Below are 23,580 nucleotides of genomic sequence, written 5' to 3'. Positions count from 1 at the left end.
GATTCTGTTGTTAATTCCGTAATGTGGATGTAATAGGGGAGGGGATAAAGTGAAACTTTAATCCGTGGGGGTCTTACTGCTCGTTAATGGGGATAAAAAAAGACTGCTGAGGAATCTCAGCAGTCTTTTCATGTACATTACATTGAGAAGAAGATCCATACAGTTAAACCAACTGTTGCAGTTGCAACGAAGAAACTGTATATCATTGTAAGAATTTGAACTCTTCCTTCTCCTTCTTTTAAGTGCATGAACATGATTAATTGTAACAACGCTTGCGCAACAGCCATTACGATAATAGTTGTTAAGATCGTTGAAAGTGGCAGGCTTGTGTAAAGTGCCACGTATAGCGCTAGGAACGTTAGTGCAAGCGATAAAATAAATCCGAAAACGTGTGACCAAGGGAATCCGCTATGCGCATGCCCGTTTGCTTGGTTGTTATTTTGACCCATTTACGCCACCATCCCGTTCAAGTAAACTAGTGTGTAAATAAAGACCCAAACAAGATCAAGGAAATGCCAGTATAAGCTGATAATGAATACTTTACGAGCTGTAACTGGTGTTAAACCTCGTTTTAAAATTTGGATAATAACACAAGTTGCCCAAATGATACCGCCTGTTACGTGGGCTCCGTGCGTTCCAAGAAGAACGAAGAATGCAGATAGGAAAGCACTTGTTTGAATTGTTGCGCCTTCACCGATGTACATAATGAACTCTTCGATTTCAAAGAATAGGAAACCTGCACCTAAAAGTAATGTAAGGATGAACCATCCAAGCATTGCTTTTTGGTTGTGCTTACGCATTTCGTGAATTACGATACCACATGTGAAACTACTTGTTAAAAGTAGTAATGTTTGAATTAAAAGCGTTTTAAGTTCAAACAGTTGCGCTGGAGTTGGGCCATCTGCCGTACGACCAGCAAGGACTAGATAAGAGGCGAAAAGTGTTGCGAACAGCATAATTTCAGCCCCAAGAAAAATCCAGAATCCTAGGATATTCAATCTGCTTTGTTCGGATTGATATTCCAAAGGTAAGCTTTTATCTAAAGCCGCCATGTCATTTCACCTCTCATGCTATATGTTCTGTTTCTTTAATTTCATCAACACTTACGTAGTAACCATCGTCATAATCGAATGAACGATAGATTAAGCAAGCTAAAATACCAACGCCGCCGATTGCTGCAAGCCAGAACCAGCTAAATACTAATGCGAAACCTGCAAGACCGAAGAATAAAGACGCAATAATAGGCACACCAGAGTTACTTGGCATGTGAATTGGTTTTAAATCTTCTGCTGCTGGTGTAACTGTTTCTCCGCGTTTTTTCATGTACCAGAAAGCATCAGCTTCTTTAATTTCAGGAAGCTTCGCGAAGTTGTAATGTTGTACAGGAGATTGAGTTGCCCATTCAAGTGTACGACCATCCCATGGATCTCCAGTTGTGTCACGTTCACCGTGACGTGCACTCCAAATTACGTTGTAGCAAAGAATTAGGAAACCAATACCCATCATTACCGCACCAACAGATGCAATTTGGTTTAACCATCCCCATCCAAGACTTTCAGAGTAAGTGTACATACGACGAGTCATACCGTCTAAACCTAAGAAGTACATTGGGAAGAAACAGATATTGAATCCGCTCATAAAGATCCAGAATGTCCATTTACCTAGGCGTTCGTTTAACATATGACCAGTCATTTTTGGATACCAGAATGTGAATCCAGCAAGCATAGCGAATACTGTACCTGCGATTAATACGTAGTGGAAGTGAGCAATTAGGAAGTAGCTGTTATGGTACTGATAATCAGCTGCTGCCATACCAAGCATAACCCCTGTAACCCCACCGACTACGAAGTTTGGAATAAATGCCAATGACCAAAGCATTGGAACTGTAAAACGAATACGTCCTTTATACAGTGTAAACAACCAGTTAAAGATCTTAACCCCGGTTGGAATCGAAATCGCCATTGTCGAAATCGAGAAGAATGAGTTAACCGCTGGACCTGCACCCATCGTGAAGAAGTGATGAAGCCATACGACGAAACTTAGTAAAGAAATTGCAACCATTGAGTATACCATCGCACTGTAACCGAATAGACGTTTACGTGAGAATGTACTAATGATTTCAGAGAAAATACCGAATGCCGGTAAAATAACGATATATACTTCAGGGTGACCCCATACCCAGAATAGGTTGGCCCATAACATTGGCATACCGCCGCTCGCCATCGTAAAGAAGTGAGCATCGAATAGACGGTCAAATGTCATTAATGCAAGAGCAACTGTTAATACTGGGAAAGCGAAAATAATGATAACTGTTGTAATTAAGATTGACCAAGTAAACATTGGCATTCTCATTAAAGTCATACCAGGTGTACGCATTTTTAAGATAGTAACAAGGAAGTTAATACCGGTCATTAGCGTACCGAGACCTGAAATCTGTAATGCAATTGCGTAGTAGTTATTTCCTACACCAGAAGTAAACTCTGTACCTGCCATTGGGAAGTAAGAAGTCCACCCAGCGTCTGGAGAACCACCGATTACGAAAGCGATGTTGAATAACATTGCTCCGACAAAGAATAACCAGAAACTTAAAGCATTTAAGAACGGATATGCAACGTCACGAGCACCAATTTGTAATGGTACTACAAGGTTCATTAATCCCATAACGAATGGCATCGCCATGAAAAGAATCATAACTGTACCGTGTGTTGTGAAGATTCCGTTATAATGTTCAGCATTTAAATAAGTTGTTTCTGGGAATGTTAACTGTGCACGGATCATTAAACCGTCCATACCACCACGGAATAACATGATAACCGCAGAAATAATATACATGGCCCCAATTTTTTTATGGTCAACAGTTGTTAACCATTCGTCCCAAAGCCATTTCCATTTTTTATACTTTGTTAGTACGAAAATGATTGCTAATGTCACAAGAACGATAGAAGCGTCTGCACCGTAAATAATCGGGTCACCTGTGACAAAGAATTCATCAAGCTTCACTGTGTTCACTCCAATCTGTTGGAATAATAGCTATTATTTTTTGTTTTTGTAGTAGTTGTAATCACAATATTCAAGTGATTTTGGATCTACATAACTTAAGTGGTGACTAGAGAATGTCATACGACCAACTACACCAGGTTTAACAATTTCGTTGTACTTATCTTCTGTTAGTTTAGGAGCAGTTTGTTGTACTTCTTTAACCCACTTGTCATATTTCTCTTTAGTTTTTGCTTCAACTTCGAACTCCATATGTGTGAATCCTTCACCAGAGAAGTTCGCACTACGGCCTAGGTAAGAACCAGGCTTATCAGCTTGTAAATAAAGATCCATAATCATGCCATCCATAGTGTACTTCATACCACCAAGTTCTGGTACCCAGAAAGCATTCATTGGACCGACAGAAGTCAGTTTGAATTGAATTGGTACACCGGCTGGGATGTTTAAATAGTTAACGGTTTCAATTTTTTCCTCTGGGTAACTGAATAACCATTTCCAGTTTGCAGATGTAACATAAATCTCAACTGGTTTAATATGTTTGGACTCTGCCGGAACCTCTTCCGAAGCATAAGTTGCTTTTACTGTTGGAATCGATAATGCGATAACGATAATAACAGGAACAAGCGTCCAAATAATTTCTAATAATGTGTTACCGTGTTGTTCAGGTGGCTCGTAGTCCATATTCTCTGGTTTTTCACGATAACGAATCAAGATGACTGTAAACAAGATGAATACAATTGCGATAATTAATGACATAAGCAAGAATGACCAAACAATTAAATCATACTGTGCTTTTGCAACAGGTCCTTGCGGATTTAATACTGCGAGTTTCTTATCACAGCCGCCGAGGAACAGAAGTAATGATAACGGAAGAAGCGAAGCCAGCTTCCAAAACGTTTTCTTTAGTTGCACGATTGAAAATCTCCTTTCTCCTTGGATTGAAACTATGCCAATAAAACAATATAAACCTATTAATTTATAGATGGCAATAGTTTTTGTGATATTGTTAAAAAATAGACACAAATGCACACTTTTTAAGGTGAATATCATTTGTAACTTGATAACATTGTAAACTATTTTCCAATGAAAAACGTGATTGTGAAAATTTTAAGATAAATAAAGTTATACCAAGATATCCAATAAATAGAAAAAAGCTATCTTATTATAAGGAAGATAGCTGAATATTTTGTATATTTAGTTTATTTCTTGTTTTATATTTATTTGTTGTTCAAGTGTGACAATTTTTTTATATTTAACTTGATATAAAATGTAACAAATGATCATAAATGGAATACCGCAATAAAGAGCGATTCTCTGATCTGGAATGAAAGCTAAACTAACAAATGTAATGAAATTGAGTGAGAATGCTACGATTGGAACTATTGGATAAAGTGGTGTGCGATATTTTAAATCATTAATGTCCCCGCCGTTTTTTAAGAAGTTTCTACGGAAGAAAAACTGCGAAGCTGCGATTGACATCCAAACTACGACAGCAGCCATAGCTGCAATAGATGTTAAAACTAAAAAGACAGTATCTGCCGCAAATATACTTGTTAATAGAGACAAACTTGCAAAGATCAGACTGAAAATTAATGCGTTTAGTGGCACACCTTTTTTAGTTAACTTCGTAAAAGCTGGACTTGCCATTCCTTGTTTTGCCATCGCCCAAAGCATACGAGAATTTGCATATAGGCCAGAGTTGGCTACGGATAATACCGCTGTAATAATAACAAAGTTCATAATGTCTGCTGCATATGGAACACCAGCCACATCAAATACAAGTACAAATGGACTTTCGACTAGATTAGCTTCTTGCCACGGGAGTAAACCTACAACAACTGATATTGCTAGGACGAAGAAGAAGAGAGTTCGCCAAATGGTATTTTTGATTGCTTTAGGGATTGTTTTTTCGGGATTTTCACTTTCTCCCGAAGCAATTCCGATTAATTCTGTTCCTTGGAAGGAGTAATTTACTGTAATCATCGTAAGAAGAACAGCTAATGCACCATTTGGAAATAATCCGCCATTTTCAGTGAAATTGTGAAGCATTGGAGCTGGTTTTCCGTTAAAGTCTAGTAGACCGAACATAACTGCACCACCGAGTACGATGAAAACAACAATAGTTGCGACTTTTACACTTGCGAACCAAAATTCTGCTTCTGCATATGCTTTTGCTGATAAAGCGTTTACAAGGAAGAGTGCTGCTGCAAATGTAACACACCAAATCCACGAAGAAACGTCTGGAAACCAGCGTTTCATTAAAATACTTACAGTTGTTAACTCTACTCCAACTGTAACCGCCCAATTTAACCAATACATCCAACCGACAACAAACCCAAAACCAGGTGAAATAAATTTGCTTGCATAGCTTTGGAATGAACCTGCTTCTGGCATAGCAACAGATAATTCACCAAGACATAACATCGTTAAATACATAACAAATCCACCGACTAAAAATGCAAGAATAGCACCACCAGGACCAGCGTTATGGACGATTTGACCAGAGCCCATAAATAGGCCGGTTCCGATAACACCACCAAGTGCAATCATAAATAGGTGTCTACTTTTCATTGTTCGTTTTAAATCTGTTTGTTCTACTTGTTGATTCATATGCCCTCACCCCGTTATTTTCTTGTATGTATAGACAGCTTTTCATTCCGAGTTTTTAATCATTAGTGGGGGATGTGACACATACTCGGCTTATTTATTATGAAACGAATGGAGTATGTAAAAATACGAACTATGACTAAATACTCTAAGAATGTTTATTAACAAGGTAATATCTTCACTATGTTAATTATTTTGATTTTAGCAAAAAAATTCAGAAAAGTATATTGTTTTTTCTTTTTATTAAAAATAATTAGAATTTTAAAACGATAAAAGTGTGAACAATAATTCACAGAATCTTTCTAGCAAACTAGTAAGAAGAAAGGTACAATGATAGGAGGTATGTCTGTAAAATAATAATTAATGGAGTTTTGTTTAAAATGAAAAAGTTAAAATATCTTTTTGTTTTTGGAATTATATTTGCTGCCGCGTTTTTTATAGGGAAAGATAAGATTATACAAAAGGCACAAGTGCTACGCTTAGACTTTCTATCTGAAATGAAAGAAGCGGCTATGATTGAAAATGTTCCGTTTATAAATCAGTTACCAGAATTACCTCGTGGATGTGAAGTGACAAGCTTAGCTATGTTGTTACAATATAAAGGTGTACAAGTAGATAAGATGCAACTTGCTAGTGAAATTCATCGTGTTCCATTTGAACAAAATGGTTTGCGTGGAAATCCTTATGAGGGATTCGTTGGAAATATTTATACGAAAGCTGAACCAGGATATGGTGTATACAATAAACCAATCTTTAATTTAGCAGAAAAATATGTTCCTGAAAAAGTAATTAATTTAACAGATAGAGACGTGAAAGATCTATATAAGGTAATTAGTTCTGGTTCTCCAGTATGGGTTATTATTAATACAACGTTTAAGCCGCTAGCTGAAAGTAGTTTTGAAACATGGAATACAAGTTCTGGTGAAGTGAAAATTACATATTTTGAGCATAGTGTAGTAGTGGTTGGATACGATCAAAACTTTGTATATGTAAATGATCCTCTAAAAAATAATCCACGTTTCGCTGTTCCACGAGCAGAGTTTGAGAAGGCGTGGGAGCAAATGGGGAAACAAGCGATTACTATTTTATAATAATGAAAAAGCCATCTTTTTGATGGCTTTTTATTTTTAAGTTATTATAACGGAAAATTCAGAAGATTCTTTTAAAATTTAACAATTCACGTTATAATAACATTTAACTTGGTGAAGAAGGGGAGAAGAGAAATGGATGTTGCGAAGGAACTGGTTTTATCGAAAAATCAATTAATTGAGTGGAGAAGGCATTTTCATAAATATCCAGAGTTATCTTTTCAAGAAGAAAAAACATCACAGTTTGTATTCGATATACTTCGGAAAATCCCATGTTTAGAAGTATCAAGACCTACTAAATATAGTGTAATGGCAAGGTTGATTGGTAAGCAACCTGGTAAAATAGTTGCGGTTCGAGCTGATATGGATGCTCTTCCTATTCATGAAGAAAATGAGTTTGATTTTATTTCTACATACCCAGGTGTGATGCATGCATGTGGTCATGATGGACATATAGCGATATTACTTGGAGTTGTACATAAGTTAGTAGAAGAAAGAGAAAAGATTAAAGGGGAGATTCGTTTTCTATTCCAACATGCTGAAGAAAACTTTCCTGGTGGTGCAGAGGAAATGGTCGCAGCAGGTGTAATGGAAGGTGTGGATTATATTATTGGTGCTCACCTTTGGGCGTCGTTAGAGGTTGGGAAAGTAGGTGTAATTTATGGTCCTGCAATGGCTGCCCCAGATGTTTTTAAAATTACGATAGAAGGAAAAGGTGGACATGCTGGAATCCCTCATGAAACGGTTGATAGTATTGCAATCGGCACACAAGTTGTTGCACAAATGCAGCAAATTGTATCTCGCCTCACGAATCCGTTGGACTCCCTTGTAGTATCTGTTACGCAATTTCATGCTGGGACAACCCATAATGTGATTCCAGAACAAGCGGAGATTGAAGGGACAGTGCGGAGTTTAAGACATGAGTTGCGAGAAGAAACAGTGAAAAGGATTGAACAGATTGTAAAGCACGTGACAGAAGCTTACGGAGCGAAATATACGTTTTCTTATGAATATGGATATCGTCCAGTAGTAAATGATTATGAAGTTACAGAGATTATTGAGCAAACAGCATTACAGCTTTATGGAAGGGAACGAGTTACTCGTTTACAGCCGACGATGGCTGGAGAAGATTTTTCAGCGTTTTTACAAAAGGCGCCAGGGACATTCTTTTTTATCGGAGCAGGAAATAAAGAGAAAGGAATTATATATCCTCACCATCATCCTCGTTTTACGATTGATGAAGATGCATTACCGATTGGCGTGGAAGTCTTTGTATCATCGATTATGAATTTCATAAGTAAAGGAGAATGAGATGAAGAAAATACACGTATTAGCGCTTATTCCAGTTTTTTGTTTAGTTGTTGGACCCGTATTTGCTAATTCAGTTACTCCTTACATATTAGGGATGCCATTTTTATTATTTTGGGTATTATTATCAGTGCTCATTACGTCTCTTTGTATGGGGATTGTGTACGTATTTGATCCTGCTAATAAGGGGGATGTAAAATGACCGCATTACTTATCATTATTTTATTTTTGTTTCTCGCACTATTTTTAGGAATTCGAGCACAACATGGAAAAGATATGAATTTAGAGCAATGGTCAGTTGGAGGAAGAGGATTTGGCACTATTTTTGTTTTTCTTCTTATGGCAGGTGAAATTTATACGACGTTTACATTTTTAGGTGGAAGTGGATGGGCGTATAGTAAAGGAGCACCTACTTTCTATATTTTAGGTTATGGTGCATTAGCTTATATTTTATCTTACTTTTTATTGCCGCCAATTTGGAAGTATGCGAAAGAGCATAATCTTGTTTCGCAGCCAGATTTTTTTGTGAAGAAATATAGGAGTCAGACACTTGGCATTATCGTTTCTATCATTGGAGTTATTTCGATTATCCCCTACCTCGTTTTACAGTTAAAAGGATTAGGAATTATCGTTTCGGAAGCGTCGTACGGAAGGGTGTCACCAGTTATCGCAGTGTGGATTGGCGCAATTGTTATAACGATATATGTAATTGTTTCAGGTATACACGGCTCTGCTTGGACGGCCGCTTTGAAGGATATTATGATACTGTTTATCGTTATGTTTTTGGGTATATATTTACCGTACCATTATTACGGAGGATTTCAGCCGATGTTTGAAGCTGTAGAAGCAGCAAAACCAGGATTGTTATCTTTACCTGATGAAGGAATGAGCATTTCTTGGTTTGTTTCTACTATTGTATTAACAGCTCTCGGTTTCTATATGTGGCCCCATACATTCGCTTCTGCTTTCTCGGCAAAAAATGAAAAAGTATTTCGTAAAAATGCGGCCATTATGCCACTGTATTCTTTAGTTTTACTTTTCGTGTTCTTTGCAGGGTTTGCAGCTATACTGCAAGTTCCTGGATTAAAGGGAGGGGATGTAGACCTTTCGTTATTCCGTCTGGCTCTTCAAACTTTTGATCCTTGGTTTATTGGTATTATTGGTAGTGCGGGAGTATTAACAGCATTAGTTCCAGGTTCCATGCTTGTTATGGCGGCATCTACGTTGTTAGCGAAAAATATTTACCGAACAATGGTCCCGTCTGCTTCAGATAGACAAGTTGCTAAAGCAGCAAAATTATTTGTGCCTGTAGTAACACTTGTTGCAGTATTGTTTACATTTAAAGGAGGAGAAACAATAGGAGCTCTTCTTTTAATGGGATACAGTATAGTGACACAACTTTTCCCTGCACTTGTATGTAGTTTGTTTCCACGTCAAGTTATTACGAAGCAAGGTGCAATTGCAGGAATGGGGATTGGGTTGTTAGTGGTCGCATATATTACTTTATCTGGTTCAACTATAGCTACGATGTTTCCTGATTTCCCTCAATATATAAAAGATTTAAATGTAGGAATAGTCGCATTGTTAATGAATATGATTGTGATGTTTATCGTTAGTGGATTTACGAAAAATGTGTCTATAAAAGCAGACAATATAATAGTAGAAAAGTAATCCGTGTGCTAGAGCTATCTTTAAAAAGAGATAGCTCTTTTTTTGTATATATTTTCTTCTATTAGCGAAATCTAACTAAAAACTTGTTGAAAAGGAAGTTAGGTGGGGGACTTGTTAGAGTTAAAAGGTAACTTATTTGAAGTTATGAAAGAAATTAGGGATAAGTTAGGTTCGCCTAATGATTTAACAATTAGGGAAGTTGCCCTCGCTGGTAGTTTTACACGCTGTGCTGTTATTTTTTTATGTGGGTTAACAGATAAGGATAATGTTTATAAATATGTAGTTCATACACTTCAATATGAAGAAGTACAAAAAGAAGAGGCTGTTGTTCAAACGTTATTGGATCGTTTTATTTCTATTGCAGAAGTTGGTAAGAAGACGACGTTTCCGGATATTATAAATGCGATTTTAGCAGGAGATACAGTTATATTAATTGATAATATTCAAACCGCTATCGTGATTAATAGTAGAGCTTGGGAAAAAAGAAGTTTAGAACCGCCAGTAACAGAAGACTTAATACGTGGACCGAGGATTGGATTAAATGAAGATATTAATGTGAATAAAATGTTAATCCGACGTGGTTTGCGCGATCCAAAGTTGAGGTTCCAATCTTATATTATGGGGAAGCGATCGCAGAAAGAAGTAACCTTAGTATATATAGAAGATATTATTAACCCTTATATTGTGAAAGAGCTAGATCGGCGTCTTCAATCAATAGAGACAGATGTCGTTTTTGAGACGGGTACGATTGAGCAATTAATTCAAGATAATAATTTGTCACCGTTTCCGCAGTTTTTGAATACAGAAAGGCCTGATAATATTGTGGCCTCGTTAGCGAAAGGAAAGGCAGCTATTTTGGTGGACGGATCACCGTTTGCCCTTATAGCTCCGCTAGTATTTGTTGATATTTTTCAATCTGTAGAGGATCATTACGAGCGCTGGGTGATTGGGACGTTATTGAGGATTTTGCGAATGGTCTCTGGTATTATGGCGGTTTTATTACCAGCGACGTATGTAGCGCTAGTTTCATACCACCAAGGGCTTATTCCATCTAAACTAGCTTATTCTATTGCGGGAGCGAGAGAAGGGGTACCGTTTCCTGCATATATAGAAACGTTAATGATGGCATTAACGATGGAGTTAATACGAGAAGCGGGAATTAGGTTGCCAAAACCGATGGGGCAAACAATTGGGATTGTAGGTGGTCTTGTAATTGGAGAAGCTGCGGTGAACGCAGGGATTGTAAATCCGTTTTTAGTAATTATTATTGCAGTTACTGCAATTGCTACATTTTCACTTCCTGTATATAGCATAACAATTACGTTTCGAATTTTACTTTTTGTCTTTGTATTAGCAGCGACTGCTTTTGGGTTGTACGGAATCATTTTAGCTCTTATTGCACTTGCGATTCATATTACGAATTTAAAGAGTGTTGGGGTGCCATATACAACGCCTATTGCTCCTGCATTTTATAAAGATTGGGAAGAAGAAATGATCCGCTTGCCAAAATCAATGTTGAAAGAAAGACCAGAGTACTTACAAACGAAAGATTCTACAATACGTCCAAAGGAGCGAGAGTAATTGAAACCATTTGAATATGGGGATGAAGAAATTGGATCTCGGGAACTTGGTTTTGCGGTATCGTCAACAATTATCGGTATAGGTGCATTATCTATGCCGCGAGATATTGCTACGCAAACTTTATTTTCGGACGGTTGGATTATTTTGCTTTTGGGTGGATTAGTCTGTGCGGTTTTAGGGTGGTTTGTAACGAGGGTAGCTATTTTATTCCCAAAACAAAACTTTGTTCAATATACGAGTGCACATTTGACGAAGCCTGTTGCATACACAATTAGTAGCATTTTAGTATTAACGTTTGCTGCTTTGACAGCATATGAATCGCGAATGATTGCAATTATTTCACAAACGTATTTGTTTAGTGATACACCAGTGCAACTATTGTCTTTCTTTTTCCTATTAGTTGTTATTTATGGAATAGCAGGATCGAGAGCAGCTTTAGTAAGGCTAAACGTTTTGTTTTTACCTATAGTTTTAATTGCGATAGTGCTGCTTTCTTTATTGAATATAAATTTAATGGAGATAAATAATTTACTACCAGCTTTTCAAACGGACGTCAGTCAATATGCTGTAGGAGTTAAAAACTCTATTTTCACATTTATCGGATTTGAGGTAGCTCTGTTTTATGCTGTGATGTTGAACGATAAGTCAGTGAAAAAGGCACCGATGGCAGTTGCAAAAGCGGTGATGGTAAACGTGTTGTCATACATTTTAATTTATGTAACTTGTATTAGTGTTTTTACTTATATGACAACCCGTGGATTGACGTATCCAACAATTGAATTAGGGAAAGAAATTGAAATTGGAGGAGGGTTTTTAGAAAGATTTGATGCAATTTTTTTCACTACTTGGATTATTACTATTTATAACACGACAGCAATGTATTATGACGTCGCATCTTTATTGTTTTGTGCTATGTTTCCGAAAGTGAAGAAACATATTTTTATTTTCGTAAGTGCCCCGATTATTTTTATGCTGAATATGATACCTAGTAGTTTGAAGGACTTGTCAAATTACGGAACTTATTTAGCTTGGATAGATATGGGCTTTGTCGTGTTAGCACCTTTGTTAGTTTTTATTGTATATAAAATAAAAAGAAGGAATGGTAGAAATGAAACACCTTCTTAAAATCATAATGCTTATAGTTTTAGTTGGATCTATAAGTGGGTGCTCTGAGTTAGAAGAAATAGAAGAAAGAGGATTTGTAGTAGGTGCAGCCTATGATATTGTGAAAAAAAAGAAAGCGAATCCAATTATGAAAGGGACGTATCAGATGGTACTCCCCAGTAAATTGTCGCAACAAGGTGGACAAGGTGGTGGATATAGCGAAAATTATATTAATGTGAGTGCGAAGGCAGATAGTGTCTTTGAGCAAATACGAATTATTGCCAAAAAAATTAGTCGCTCACTATTCTTTCCGCACATACAAGTGATAATTTTCTCTAAAGATTTATTGTCGAATCCATATGTTTTACAAAATACGTTAGATGTATATATTCGTGATCATGAGATGAGAAGAAATATACGTTTGTTCGTTTCTAAGAAAAATGCAGAAGCTATTTTGAAGCAGAGCGCTAAACCTGAAAATTTACCGGCGCAGTATATTGATATGTTAGCTGAACATCCTCCGAAAAATGCTCAAATGATTGAGGCTGCAAGAATTGGTGAAGTTCAGGAAAAGATGATTTCCAACCGAAGCTTCGTATTACCTATTCTTGAATTAACAAAGCAAGGGGTACAAATGAACGGGGCAGCGTTGTTTCGCGGGAAGGATAATAAGTGTGTAGGTAGTTTGAATGGAGAAGAAACATTTGGAATAAATTATATAATAGGTAAGAAAATTGGAGGATTCTTTACCATTCGTAAAAAAGACCAGCTTATTACATATGAAATTCATAAAATGCGTCGAAAGATTAAAGTATCTACAGAAAATGCTACAAAACCGAAGTTCGATATTCACTTGTTTTTGGAAGGAACATTGGCTGAGTTGCATTTTAGTGATCATAAACAAATTATGAACGAAAAGCGATTAAAGAAAAACATCACGGAGGAAATGGAGAAGCGCATTCAAAAATCGATTAAGCTTGTTCAAAAAAAATATAAGGTAGATGTATTAGAGTTAGGGGAAGTATATAAGCGGCATAATTATAAAGAATGGAAGAAGATAGATAAGAATTGGGATCAAGGTGAAAATTACTTTAGTAATGCTGAGATTACTGTTCATGTTCATCCGACAATTGAGCATTCAGGTTCAGCTTTACCAAAAAGAGTAAAGTAAGGTGATGGAAGGTGTTTACTGGATTAGGAATTAGTTGCACAATATTAATGGCAATTCTTCCGGGGGCCATATACTACATACATAAAAAAATCACAACGTATGGAGCACAACCTTGGAATACTGATATACAAAAAAAGAAACCTGAATAAATTCAGGTTTCTTTCGTGCAAAGCAAATGAAGGGGGATACCTTCTATGTATGCTTTGCTTTTATACAAGCCCTAACCAATGTACCAATTGTGTAGAGAGGAATGTCACAACAATAGCGATAACGGTAGGGATTGCAAACGATAAGAATGTCCATTTTGCACTTTTTGTTTCTTTATATATGTTAACCAGTGTTGTTCCACATGGGAAATGAAGAAGTGAGAACAACATTGTGTTTAACGCTGTTAACCAAGTCCAACCATTTTCTAAGAATAGATTTTTAATTTGGTTAAAATCATCTATTTCAGTTAAAGCTCCGGTTGATAAGTAAGACATTAATAAAATCGGGATAACAATTTCATTCGCTGGTAGTCCAAGAATGAATGCAGCTAAAATAAATCCATCAAGTCCTAACATTTTAGCGAACGGATCTAGGAAGTTTACAAAATACATAAGTAAGCTCGTGTCACCGATGAAAATATTAGCAAGTAACCAAGTTAATGCAGCCGCAGGGGCAGCTACAACGATAGCTCGTTTTAAAACATAAATTGATTTATCGAGTGTTGCACGTACAATTGTATTCCAAACTTTTGGCTTACGGTACGGTGGTAACTCAAGAGTGTAGTGAGTTGGCACGCCTTTTAAAGCTGTTTTTGATAGTACCCAAGAAACAGTTAATGTCATAATAACACCAATTACAACCATTCCAACTACGACACCTGCAGTAACTAATGTTTGCATACTACCTGTATAACCAGCAGCCATAAATAATGAAGCCATTAAAATTAACATAGGCCAGCGACCGTTACAAGGAACGAAGTTGTTTGTTAAAATTGCAAGCATTCGTTCACGTGGTGATTCAATAATACGTGTTGACATAATAGCGGCTGCATTACAACCAAACCCCATTGCCATTGTTAAAGATTGTTTGCCGTGTGCACCGGAGCGTTTGAATAAGCGGTCCATATTAAAAGCGACACGTGGTAAGTATCCGTAGTTTTCTAATAGTGCGAACATAGGGAAAAAGATTGCCATAGGTGGTAACATAACGCTAATAACAGCACCGATACCGCGGAATAAACCAAGTATTAAAATGCCATGTAACCATTCGGGTGCATGTGCTGCCTGGAACCAAGATGTTAAATACCCTTCGGCCCATCCGAAGAACTCAGCAATCATATCAGAGGGTACGTTAGCGCCTGCAATTGTAAGATAAAAAATAATAGATAAAATACCGAGCATAATTGGGAATCCCCAGATGGGAGATGTGAAAATTTTATCTAGTTTTTCAGAACGATACAATTTATCAGTATTTGTATATTGAACAGACTCTTTACATATGCTTGCAGATGTTCGATAAATATCTCCGACAATATCATCTCGTATATCGTCTTTTGATAGTGCTTGTGCATGTTGAATAATATAGTCCAATGGAAGAGCTTTACTGGCTGAGTGAGATTCCATTTATTACGACCTCCCTTACAAGTGGTTCATTATGGTGTTTTTGAAGTGTAGTTAAGAAATTTTTATCTCCATCTAATATACGTAACGCAATCCAACGTGCTGGATACGCATCACCGAACACTTTATAAATTTGCGGTTCTAATTCCTGAATCATGCTTTCGATTTTTTCGCTGTAAGAAATTTTAATTGGTGTTGGAATTAGTTTTTTATTTGCTACTTTAGCGATCACATTTAGCAAATGTCCAATGCCTACTCGGTTACGAGCAGAAATCTTAACTACAGGTACACCGAGTGATTTGGCTAATTTTTTTTCATCAATAACGATGCCTTTTTTCTCAGCTTCATCAATTAAGTTAATACAAATGACTACGTTGCTCGTCATTTCCATCACTTGGAGTGCTAAATTTAAATTTCTCTCCATAGCAGTTGCGTCTATAACAACTACAGTTACTTCTGGTTTTTCAAATATAATATAATCCCTCGCTACTTCTTCGTCCGCAGAATTTGAATATAGTGAGTAAGTTCCAGGTAAATCAATTAATGTATATTTACTTCCGTTATGTTCATATTCCCCTTCAGCTTTTAAAACAGTTTTTCCTGTCCAGTTTCCAGTATGCTGTTTTAAGCCTGTTAAAGTATTAAATAATGTACTTTTCCCGGTATTCGGGTTGCCAGCTAAAGCAATGCGATGTTTGCTCATCTGAAATCATCTCCTATTAATACCCCGAAAATAAGGGAACTTTCTTCCTTGCGTAGTGCAATAGTGGTGTTGCTTACTTGATAAGCGACAGGATCTCCAAGTGGACTGCGTTGTAATACTTTAATCGTTGCCCCAGGGATAAATCCTAAATCTAATAAACGTCGTTTCATAGTTCCTTCTAATTGTATCTTCTCAATTTGTACAAACTCTCCTGTCTTAAATTCGGAAAGTGGTTTTGTATTAGCCGATACCATAAAAGTTACCTCATCTCTATATTGTTAGTTTAAGTTTAAAAAGTTTCCTTAGGTAAACTTTTTGTTAGTAATATAGTAGACTACATTGGATGATGCTGTCAATTGGTACTTTAAAAATATTCATTTATTTTTAGAATTGTTCCAATTTATTTAGTTGTACTAAAAAATATTACTGAAATTTTATTTAATGTAAATGAAGTAAGAGTGTAAAAGTTAAAAAATACAAAGGATTTGTAAATGTATTTTTAACTAAAAGGGGAAAAGAGCCAAAAACATTTACATTGAGTTTACATTGTTAAGAATAAATTTACATTACAGCTTAATTAGTGTGGATTTTGTTGGGTTCTTTAACTATAAATCTTGGGATTCCTAGCTTTTAAGGGTTATTATCGTTATTTACTTAAAATTAAAGATTGCTTAACACTCACATAATATTGCTGTCCTACAATGAATTTGTGTTCGAAAGAAAATGAATTCGAAAAGTGATAATCCAAATGGGGGTACAAGACATGGTTATGAAAAAAGGTATTAAATTTTCTTTAGCGGCTTTAGTGGTAGCAGGAGCGTTGGTTGGATGTGGGAAAGCGGAAGATACAGCTAGTAAAGAAAGTGCTAAAGGAAGCGATAATACAAAACAAGAATTATCAGGCACGATTGCAGCAGCTGGTTCTACGGCTCTTCTACCTCTTGCGGAGGAAGCTGGAAAGAAATTCATGGAAAAAAATTCGAAAGTTTCTATTCAAGTTCAAGGTGGCGGTAGTGGAACTGGGATTAACCAAGTAGCATCGGGTGCAGTACAAATTGGTAATTCAGATGTTCCGTCTGGAGATAAAATAAAAGATGCTGAAAAAGCGAAAGAATTAGTAGATAACAAGGTAGCGGGTATTGCATTCGCACTTGTCGTAAATAAAGATGTAAAAGTTGATAACTTAACAGTAAAACAAGTACAAGATATCTTCACTGGAAAAGTAACAAACTGGAAAGAGGTAGGGGGGAAAGATGAAAAAATCAACGTAATTAACCGTCCGGCTTCATCTGGTACACGTGCTACGTTTGAAAAGACAGTTATGAAAGAAGCGAAAATTAATGATGGAACTGGTACAACACAAGATTCTAACGGTGCAGTAGAGCAAGCGATTAACTCTACTCCAGGTTCAGTAAGTTATTTAGCGATGTCTTACATGGTTGGCGATAAAAAAGGTGCGCTACAAACAGTGAAAATTGATGGTGCTGAACCAAAAGTTGAAAACATTTCGTCGGGTAAATATCCATTCTGGTCTTACGAGTACATGGTAACAAAAGGTGAGGCAAAAGAAGCAACGAAAGCTTACATTGACTATGTAAAAGGTAAGGATTTTGAAAAGCAAGTAGAAGATATGGGTTACATTCCTATGTCTAAATTAAATAAATAAGAAAGTTTTATGGGGCTGGCTGCAAGGCCAGTCCTGTTCATTTCAATCTATGAAGTGGGGTCTGACCTGTGATGAAGGGGAAAAAACAAATTAATTACGTAAAAAGTGAATATATAGGAAGATCGCTTGTTACGTTTTGTGGTATTTTTATTGTTTTAATTACATTAGCTATTATTGCGTTTATTTGCGGTAAAGGTATTCAATCTTTTACACAAAGCGGTATCTCATTTACTGAGATGTTAACATCGACAAAATGGAATCCAAATGCTGACGAAGGAACCTTTGGGGCTTTGATTTTCATTGTAGGTTCAACAGTGGTTTCGTTAGGTGCGGTTATTATTAGTGCGCCAATTGCTATAGCTCTTGCTATATTCATGAATTTAATTTCGCCGAAGTTTGGGAATAAAGTATTGAAGCCTGTTTTAGAATTATTAGTTGGTATTCCTTCGGTTGTATACGGATTATTAGGGGTTACGATTTTAGTGCCGCTATTACGTGATTCGTTCGGGGGAGTGGGCTTTAGTTTAATTGCAGGTATCGTTGTATTAAGTATTATGATTTTGCCTACTATTGCTAGTATCGCTTCTGATGCAATACGCTCTGTTCCATTTGATTATTTAGAAGCTTCTTATGGTCTAGGATCAACGAAATGGCAAGCGATTAGCCGAGTGATTGTTCCTGCTGCGAAAAAAGGGATTTTAACAGGTGTTGTTTTAGGTTTAGCACGTGCTTTTGGTGAAGCGTTAGCGGTTCAAATGGTAATTGGAAACACAATTAAATTACCAGAAGGAATATATAGTCCGACAGCAACGTTAACTGGTATTTTGACAATGGACATGACAAATACATTAAACGGAACTGCTTGGAACAATGCGCTATGGAGTTTAGCGATGATTTTACTTGTTATTTCATTCCTGTTTATTTTAGTAATTCGAGCGATTGGGCAAAGAGGTGAGCGATAATAATGAACGCAAGAACGGTAAATAAAGTTTGGACAGGTATCTTTTATGCAGTTGCAGCTTTAGTTGTAGCTCTTCTAGTATTCTTAGTGTTTGAAATTCTGCAAAAGGGATGGGGATTTTGGGATCCTAATTTCTTGTTTGGAGAACCAAGTAATACAAGAGCTGGTGGTGGGATTGGTCCGCAGTTATTCAATTCCTTCTACATGCTTGTTATAACGCTTGTTATATCTATTCCTCTTGGATTAGGTGCTGGGATATATTTAGCAGAGTATGCAAAACAAGGACGTTTCTTAAACTTTGTTCGTTTATGTATCGAGACAATGGCGTCTTTACCATCTATTGTTGTTGGTCTATTCGGTTTGCTAGTGTTCGTTACTATGACAGGTTGGGGATATACAGTAATGGGTGGTGCCCTTGCTTTAACGATTTTAAACTTACCAGGTTTAACACGTGTTTGTGAAAATGCGATTTCAGAAGTGCCTCATAATGTAAAAGAGGCGAGTCTTGGATTAGGTGCAACGAAATGGCAAACAATCGCTCGTATTATTATTCCGTCGTCATTACCGCAAATTATTACTGGTATTATTTTAGCGGCGGGTCGTATATTTGGTGAAGCGGCAGCGTTAATTTATACAGCGGGTTTAACATCCCCGATTTTAAATTCAGCAGCGGACTTCTCAAGTCCTGCGCATCCTTTAAATCCATTTAGACCAGCTGAAACGTTAGCGGTTCACATTTGGAAGTTAAATTCTGAAGGAGTTATTCCGGATGCAAAGTTGATTGCGACAAAATCTGCAGCTGTATTAATTATTATGGTATTACTATTCAACGTTATTTCACGCTTGGTAGCATCTATCTTGCACAAACGTTTTACAGGAACGAAAAGAAAAAGTAAAACGACGAAGAAAGTAAAAGCGGCATAAATTATAAAGAGGAACTCTCTACTTATAAGTAGGGAGTTCTTTTTGTATTTTAATATAGAAGGAATGGATGTAATGATTGTTGAATTTGTAATTGATTATATAGATGAATAGGTACGGATGAGAGGGGAAGTTAATTTGTTTTTTCTGCAAATGTCAGGTTTTCCTGGATCGGGAAAATCGACAGTTTCTAAGTATATAGCGAAGTTAACAGGTGCTGTAATTGTAGATCACGACGTTTTGAAATCGGCATTGTTACAATCATTAGAAATGAAAGGGGTTGAATCGACAATTGTTGGCGGAGTATCATACGATGTTGAATGGTCATTGATTGATTCTTATTTAGAACAAGAGCATAGTGTTATATTGGATAGTCCATGTCTATATGAAGGGATGGTTGAAAAAGGAATGAAACTGTCTAATAAACACGGTGTAAAATATAAATATATTGAATGTTATCTTAATGATATGGAAGAGATTAATAATAGGCTACAAACACGTAAGCGTATGGTCAGTCAGATTGGAAGAGTGGATTCGGAAGTAGCCTTTAAAAAGTGGTTAGATGGTAGTAAAAGACCTTTAAATAGTGAATATCTTATTGTGGATTCTAGTAAACCTCTAGAGCAATATGCGGAAAAAATGATGGATTATATGTGTAGGTAGAGAAAAAAGCGTTATCTTCATTCGTGAAGATAACGCTTTTTCTTTAAATATCAGGTGTTTCTGTAGAAGTGCTTATTTTTCTGCGAGAGCGTCTTTTTCTTCCGATTTTATCTAATAGTTCATACATAACTGGAACAACTACTAATGTAAGAACTGTTGAAACTGCTAAACCACCGATGACAACGACTGCCAAACTTTTTGATACCATACTTCCTGCTTGGGATTGGCCGAATAGGAGTGGTAGCATAGCGACGATTGTCGTTATAGCTGTCATAATAATTGGACGTAATCTAGTGGATCCTGCTTCTAGTAAGGCATCTCTTGTTTCCATTCCATGTTCCCGATTTTGTTGCACTCTTTCTATTAATACAATAGCGTTTGTAACGACAATCCCGATTAACATTAATGCGCCGATCAAGGAATTTACATCAACGGGTGTTCCTGAAATGATTAATCCTAAAATACCGCCAACAGCAGCTAATGGCAGGGAGAACAAAATTGCAAAAGGAGCCCGCGCCTGTCCGAAGGTGATAACCATAATTAAATATACAATCCCGATTGCAATCCCCATAATTTTGAATAAATCTTTGAAGTTCTCTTGCATAGATTCAGTTGCACCTGCAATAGTTACTTTTGCGCCGCTAGGTAAGTCTAAGTTAGCTATCGTTTCGTTTACTTCTGCGCTTACTTTACTTAAATCTTCATTTGAGGCCTCGGCAGTAATTTGAATCGTTTCTTTTCCGTCTTTATGGAAGACTTCTGTTTGAAGTTGCTTTTCTGAAATAGTTGCAATGTCTTTTAAAGGAATTGGTCCATTGATAGGTGATAGTATGTTTGTGTTTAAAATGTCTTCTTGTTTAGTAATGTTTTCTTTTTTGTGTTCTATTATAATAGTTGTTTTTTCATTATTAATTGAAACTTCACCAATAGGTGATTTCTTCATAAGGAATGCTACTTGTTGTGCTGCTAATGCTGGTGTTAAGCCTAGTTGTTCGGCCTTTGTTTGATCAACATGGATTTGCCATTCTTTCTTAGAGTCTTCTAAATTTGTTTTTACTTTAGAGAGAGCAGCCATATCTTTTAGTTTTGTTTCGGCGATAGTAGCAGCCTCTTTTAAAATCGTTTCGTTAGTTGCTGTTACGTTAAATTGCAAATTGTTGCCACCACCAGAGCTTGAATAACTTGTTTTTATATAATCTAGTTCAGCAGGCTCAAAAGCTTTATGTTCTTTCTTTAACTCTTTAATATATTGATCAATATCAGAGCCTTTCTTGAAGACTACAAATATACTGGCAAGATTATTTTTTGTCGTTTGTCCCCATTGTGCATCTTCTGCGCTAGATCCCATTCGTAAAATAACATCTGTTACATCCGAATTAGAAAGTAATTTCTTTTCGAAATCGAAGGCTTTTTGTTTTTGCGTTTCAGGAGCGTAATCAGCTGGGAAAGTCATATTAATAGATAACATTGTGTCGTCTTCAGATTTTATGTTCGCTTTCGGTAGTAATACATAGGCTGCAATTGATCCTGCGAATAATAAAAAGGCGGTAAGTAGAATAATGAATTTATGCGAAAGAGCCCACTTTAATGTAGCGACATATCGTGGTGAAGAACTTGGCTTTTTGTGTTTTGTTTTTTTGAGTAGTAAAAACGCCATAAGTGGAACAACTGTTAGTGCAACGATTAAGGATGATAGTATAGAATATACAACTGCTAATACCATAGGTAACATTAATTTTCCGATTACTCCTGATACGAGGCCGATAGGTAAGAAAACAGCGACTGTTGTTAAAGTAGAAGAAGTAATTGCGACGGCGACCTCTTTCGTTGCATCGAGAATAATATCTTTAGAGAAAGATTCTTTTTGTAAACGACGGAAAATATTCTCGATGACAACGATACTATCATCAACGAGACGTCCAACTGCAACTGCTAAACCACCAAGCGTTAAGGTGTTAAGTGTGATGTTAGATTGGTGTAGTAAAAAGAGTGTTAATAAAATAGATAATGGAATACTGACAACGGCGATGAGTGTCGTTCGGAAGTTACGCAAAAAGATTAAGATAATTAGAGTTGCAGCAATTGCTCCAAGAATTACTTCTTTGCCCATACTAGTAACAGCATTTTCAACTTGCTCATGAGTTGAGGCTAAAAGTTTAATAGAAAACTGATCTTTATATTGTTTACTTATATCTTTGATTTTCTTATCAATTTCCTTTCCGATTGCAACTGCATTTTTACTTGGCTCTTTCATGATGATTAATCCGGTTCCTTCTTCTCCGTTTATATGCGAGATTGTATCGTAGTGTTGTTTAAGTTCAATTTGAGCAACATCTTGTAATTTTACTTGAGGTGCAACGGTTATGTTTTTCATATCATCTACATTTTTTATATCCCCAATGACACGAAGATTATATTCTTCTTTATTAACGGTAATTGCTCCAGCTGGAGTGGAAGTTTCCTTTCCTTGTAAAACCTTTAATATTTGTTCTGTTGTTACGTTTTTATCTTTTAATTGGTTTGGGTCTAGTATGATAGATAATTCAGAGGTTGATTTTCCGAAAAACATAACGTTGGCAACACCATCAATGCTTTCGAGTTGTGGTACGATTTCTTTTTCAATTTGTTTTTCATCTGCTTTTGAAAATCCGTTTTGCTTCTGGATAGCAATTTGAGCGAGTGGAATCATAGAAGTATTTAGTTGGCTAACTACGGGTTTCGTTGCATCTTTAGGTAATTTAATTGTATTAATGGTTTTTTCGACTTCACGTGCTGCGTCTTTCATATCTGCTTTGGATGTATATGTAATGTCGATACGTGATAATCCTTCGTGTGTGGAGGAAGTGATGCCATCAATATGTTCTAAATTACGAAATTGTTTTTCGAGGGGATCAGTTACTTCCTTGGTCATCGTTTCAGCATCAAGCCCTTGAGATAATGTCGTGACAGTTATTGCGGGATTATCGATGCTTGGCAAAAACTCCATCGGCAATTTAGAACCAGAATAAACGCCGAGTATGGAAATGAGAAAAACCATGATAATAATAGCGGCTCGGTTTTTTAATGAAAACTTTGTTAACCTATCCATAAGATAATTCCTCCATTAGTATTTATAGTTTTGTGGGCACTTTCTTACTATATAACAAAAAATGGATATTTTTCATTAATTAAATGTAAAAAAATTCTAACAATAATCTTAAGTTAATGTTTTTGTTGGAATTTCGTTATTTATTCTGCTATTCGCCGAGCGATAAGACTATTACCTAATCGAGCTGTCTGTTAAACAACCGATTCGTTCAATTAATAGTTTGTGTGGAGGAACAAAACTAAAAGTCGGCATGTTTGCTTTATGTAGGAAGTGGTGAATCTATTTTTTAGTTTGGATTGATTTGTTTTTATATTGTTAGTCTATAGAGAAGCAAATGATCAGGACGTTAATATAGAAGAGAATGAAAATCTAGGAAGGGGTTATGAAATACAGTTTGGTTAACTAGAGTGTATTGGTATACAATTTAAATAGCTGTTTTCCGTA

20 protein-coding genes are annotated in these 23,580 nt (G+C 36.4%); 11 read left to right on the top strand and 9 right to left on the bottom strand.

The annotated features are described in order from the left end of the window. Positions 1-137: 137 nt before the first annotated feature. The 5 genes from qoxD to QEP67_RS24380 all read right to left on the bottom strand — a co-directional run bounded on the left by qoxD (position 138) and on the right by QEP67_RS24380 (position 5,607). Positions 138-449, bottom strand: coding sequence for a cytochrome aa3 quinol oxidase subunit IV (qoxD, locus tag QEP67_RS24400; RefSeq protein ID WP_000531383.1), 312 nt, complete (start codon positions 447-449; stop codon positions 138-140). Beyond that, positions 450-1,052, bottom strand: coding sequence for a cytochrome aa3 quinol oxidase subunit III (qoxC, locus tag QEP67_RS24395; RefSeq protein WP_000729314.1), 603 nt, complete (start codon positions 1,050-1,052; stop codon positions 450-452). A gap of 13 nt (positions 1,053-1,065) precedes the next feature. After that, positions 1,066-3,000, bottom strand: coding sequence for a cytochrome aa3 quinol oxidase subunit I (gene qoxB / locus QEP67_RS24390; protein WP_048562936.1), 1,935 nt, complete (start codon positions 2,998-3,000; stop codon positions 1,066-1,068). A gap of 33 nt (positions 3,001-3,033) precedes the next feature. Beyond that, the gene (locus QEP67_RS24385) at positions 3,034-3,909 is read right to left on the bottom strand and encodes a cytochrome aa3 quinol oxidase subunit II (RefSeq protein WP_046957295.1); all 876 of its coding nucleotides are present in this window, start codon (positions 3,907-3,909) and stop codon (positions 3,034-3,036) included. 282 nt (positions 3,910-4,191) lie between these two features. Then, positions 4,192-5,607: an amino acid permease gene (locus tag QEP67_RS24380; protein ID WP_001076075.1), complete on the bottom strand. Its 1,416-nt coding sequence runs from the start codon at positions 5,605-5,607 to the stop codon at positions 4,192-4,194. A gap of 377 nt (positions 5,608-5,984) precedes the next feature. On the opposite strand from QEP67_RS24380, the gene QEP67_RS24375 reads away from it, so the two are divergent. The 7 genes from QEP67_RS24375 to QEP67_RS24345 all read left to right on the top strand — a co-directional run bounded on the left by QEP67_RS24375 (position 5,985) and on the right by QEP67_RS24345 (position 13,527). Beyond that, positions 5,985-6,695: a C39 family peptidase gene (locus QEP67_RS24375; protein ID WP_002108792.1), complete on the top strand. Its 711-nt coding sequence runs from the start codon at positions 5,985-5,987 to the stop codon at positions 6,693-6,695. Positions 6,696-6,827: 132 nt separating this feature from the next. Then, the gene (locus tag QEP67_RS24370) at positions 6,828-8,003 is read left to right on the top strand and encodes an amidohydrolase (RefSeq protein ID WP_000382107.1); all 1,176 of its coding nucleotides are present in this window, start codon (positions 6,828-6,830) and stop codon (positions 8,001-8,003) included. A 1-nt stretch (position 8,004) separates the two neighbouring features. Next, on the top strand, positions 8,005-8,202 hold the full coding sequence (locus QEP67_RS24365) for a DUF3311 domain-containing protein (protein ID WP_000719859.1): 198 nt from the start codon (positions 8,005-8,007) through the stop codon (positions 8,200-8,202). After that, entirely contained in the window at positions 8,199-9,671 is a 1,473-nt protein-coding gene (locus QEP67_RS24360; RefSeq protein WP_353706455.1) for a sodium:solute symporter, read from the top strand. Before QEP67_RS24365 ends, QEP67_RS24360 begins: the two co-directional genes overlap by 4 nt. A 102-nt stretch (positions 9,672-9,773) precedes the next feature. Next, positions 9,774-11,252: a spore germination protein GerLA gene (gene gerLA, locus QEP67_RS24355; RefSeq protein WP_151035278.1), complete on the top strand. Its 1,479-nt coding sequence runs from the start codon at positions 9,774-9,776 to the stop codon at positions 11,250-11,252. Then, positions 11,253-12,377 carry a spore germination protein GerLB gene (gene gerLB / locus QEP67_RS24350; protein WP_000802033.1) on the top strand — a complete coding sequence of 375 codons (1,125 nt, stop codon included), beginning with the start codon at positions 11,253-11,255 and terminating at the stop codon, positions 12,375-12,377. It abuts the gene before it with no gap. Further along, complete coding sequence (locus QEP67_RS24345; RefSeq protein WP_353706454.1) at positions 12,361-13,527, top strand: Ger(x)C family spore germination protein; 1,167 nt, start codon at positions 12,361-12,363, stop codon at positions 13,525-13,527. Before gerLB ends, QEP67_RS24345 begins: the two co-directional genes overlap by 17 nt. A 209-nt stretch (positions 13,528-13,736) precedes the next feature. Here the strand turns inward: QEP67_RS24345 and QEP67_RS24340 are convergent, their stop codons facing one another. The 3 genes from QEP67_RS24340 to QEP67_RS24330 are packed head-to-tail and all read right to left on the bottom strand — an operon-like array spanning position 13,737 to position 16,091. After that, complete coding sequence (locus tag QEP67_RS24340; RefSeq protein WP_000443584.1) at positions 13,737-15,137, bottom strand: nucleoside recognition domain-containing protein; 1,401 nt, start codon at positions 15,135-15,137, stop codon at positions 13,737-13,739. Continuing rightward, positions 15,115-15,837, bottom strand: a complete 723-nt coding sequence (locus tag QEP67_RS24335; RefSeq protein ID WP_000033853.1) for a FeoB small GTPase domain-containing protein — start codon at positions 15,835-15,837, stop codon at positions 15,115-15,117. Before QEP67_RS24335 ends, QEP67_RS24340 begins: the two co-directional genes overlap by 23 nt. Next, positions 15,834-16,091 carry a FeoA family protein gene (locus QEP67_RS24330; protein ID WP_000252989.1) on the bottom strand — a complete coding sequence of 86 codons (258 nt, stop codon included), beginning with the start codon at positions 16,089-16,091 and terminating at the stop codon, positions 15,834-15,836. The genes QEP67_RS24335 and QEP67_RS24330 overlap by 4 nt, the downstream gene beginning before the upstream one ends. Before the next feature lie 509 nt (positions 16,092-16,600). Here QEP67_RS24330 and QEP67_RS24325 point away from each other — a divergent pair. The 4 genes from QEP67_RS24325 (at position 16,601) to QEP67_RS24310 (ending at position 20,048) form a co-directional block, all read left to right on the top strand. Next, positions 16,601-17,503 (top strand): phosphate ABC transporter substrate-binding protein PstS family protein, encoded by a 903-nt coding sequence (locus tag QEP67_RS24325; RefSeq protein WP_000245104.1) that lies wholly within the window; start codon positions 16,601-16,603, stop codon positions 17,501-17,503. Between the two features lie 71 nt (positions 17,504-17,574). After that, positions 17,575-18,465: a phosphate ABC transporter permease subunit PstC gene (gene pstC, locus QEP67_RS24320; RefSeq protein ID WP_000676673.1), complete on the top strand. Its 891-nt coding sequence runs from the start codon at positions 17,575-17,577 to the stop codon at positions 18,463-18,465. A gap of 2 nt (positions 18,466-18,467) precedes the next feature. Then, positions 18,468-19,388, top strand: a complete 921-nt coding sequence (gene pstA, locus QEP67_RS24315; protein ID WP_000994145.1) for a phosphate ABC transporter permease PstA — start codon at positions 18,468-18,470, stop codon at positions 19,386-19,388. A gap of 135 nt (positions 19,389-19,523) precedes the next feature. Then, the gene (locus QEP67_RS24310; protein WP_000465764.1) at positions 19,524-20,048 is read left to right on the top strand and encodes an AAA family ATPase; all 525 of its coding nucleotides are present in this window, start codon (positions 19,524-19,526) and stop codon (positions 20,046-20,048) included. A 43-nt stretch (positions 20,049-20,091) separates the two neighbouring features. On the opposite strand, the gene QEP67_RS24305 is transcribed toward QEP67_RS24310, so the two are convergent. After that, positions 20,092-23,136, bottom strand: a complete 3,045-nt coding sequence (locus QEP67_RS24305) for an efflux RND transporter permease subunit (RefSeq protein ID WP_064472319.1) — start codon at positions 23,134-23,136, stop codon at positions 20,092-20,094. Between the last annotated feature and the right edge of the window lie 444 nt (positions 23,137-23,580).

The organism is Bacillus cereus group sp. MS39 (assembly GCF_040448665.1).
In the GTDB taxonomy this organism is placed as follows: Bacteria; Bacillota; Bacilli; order Bacillales; family Bacillaceae_G; genus Bacillus_A; species Bacillus_A wiedmannii.
This window is presented reverse-complemented; position numbering and strand designations above follow the sequence as displayed.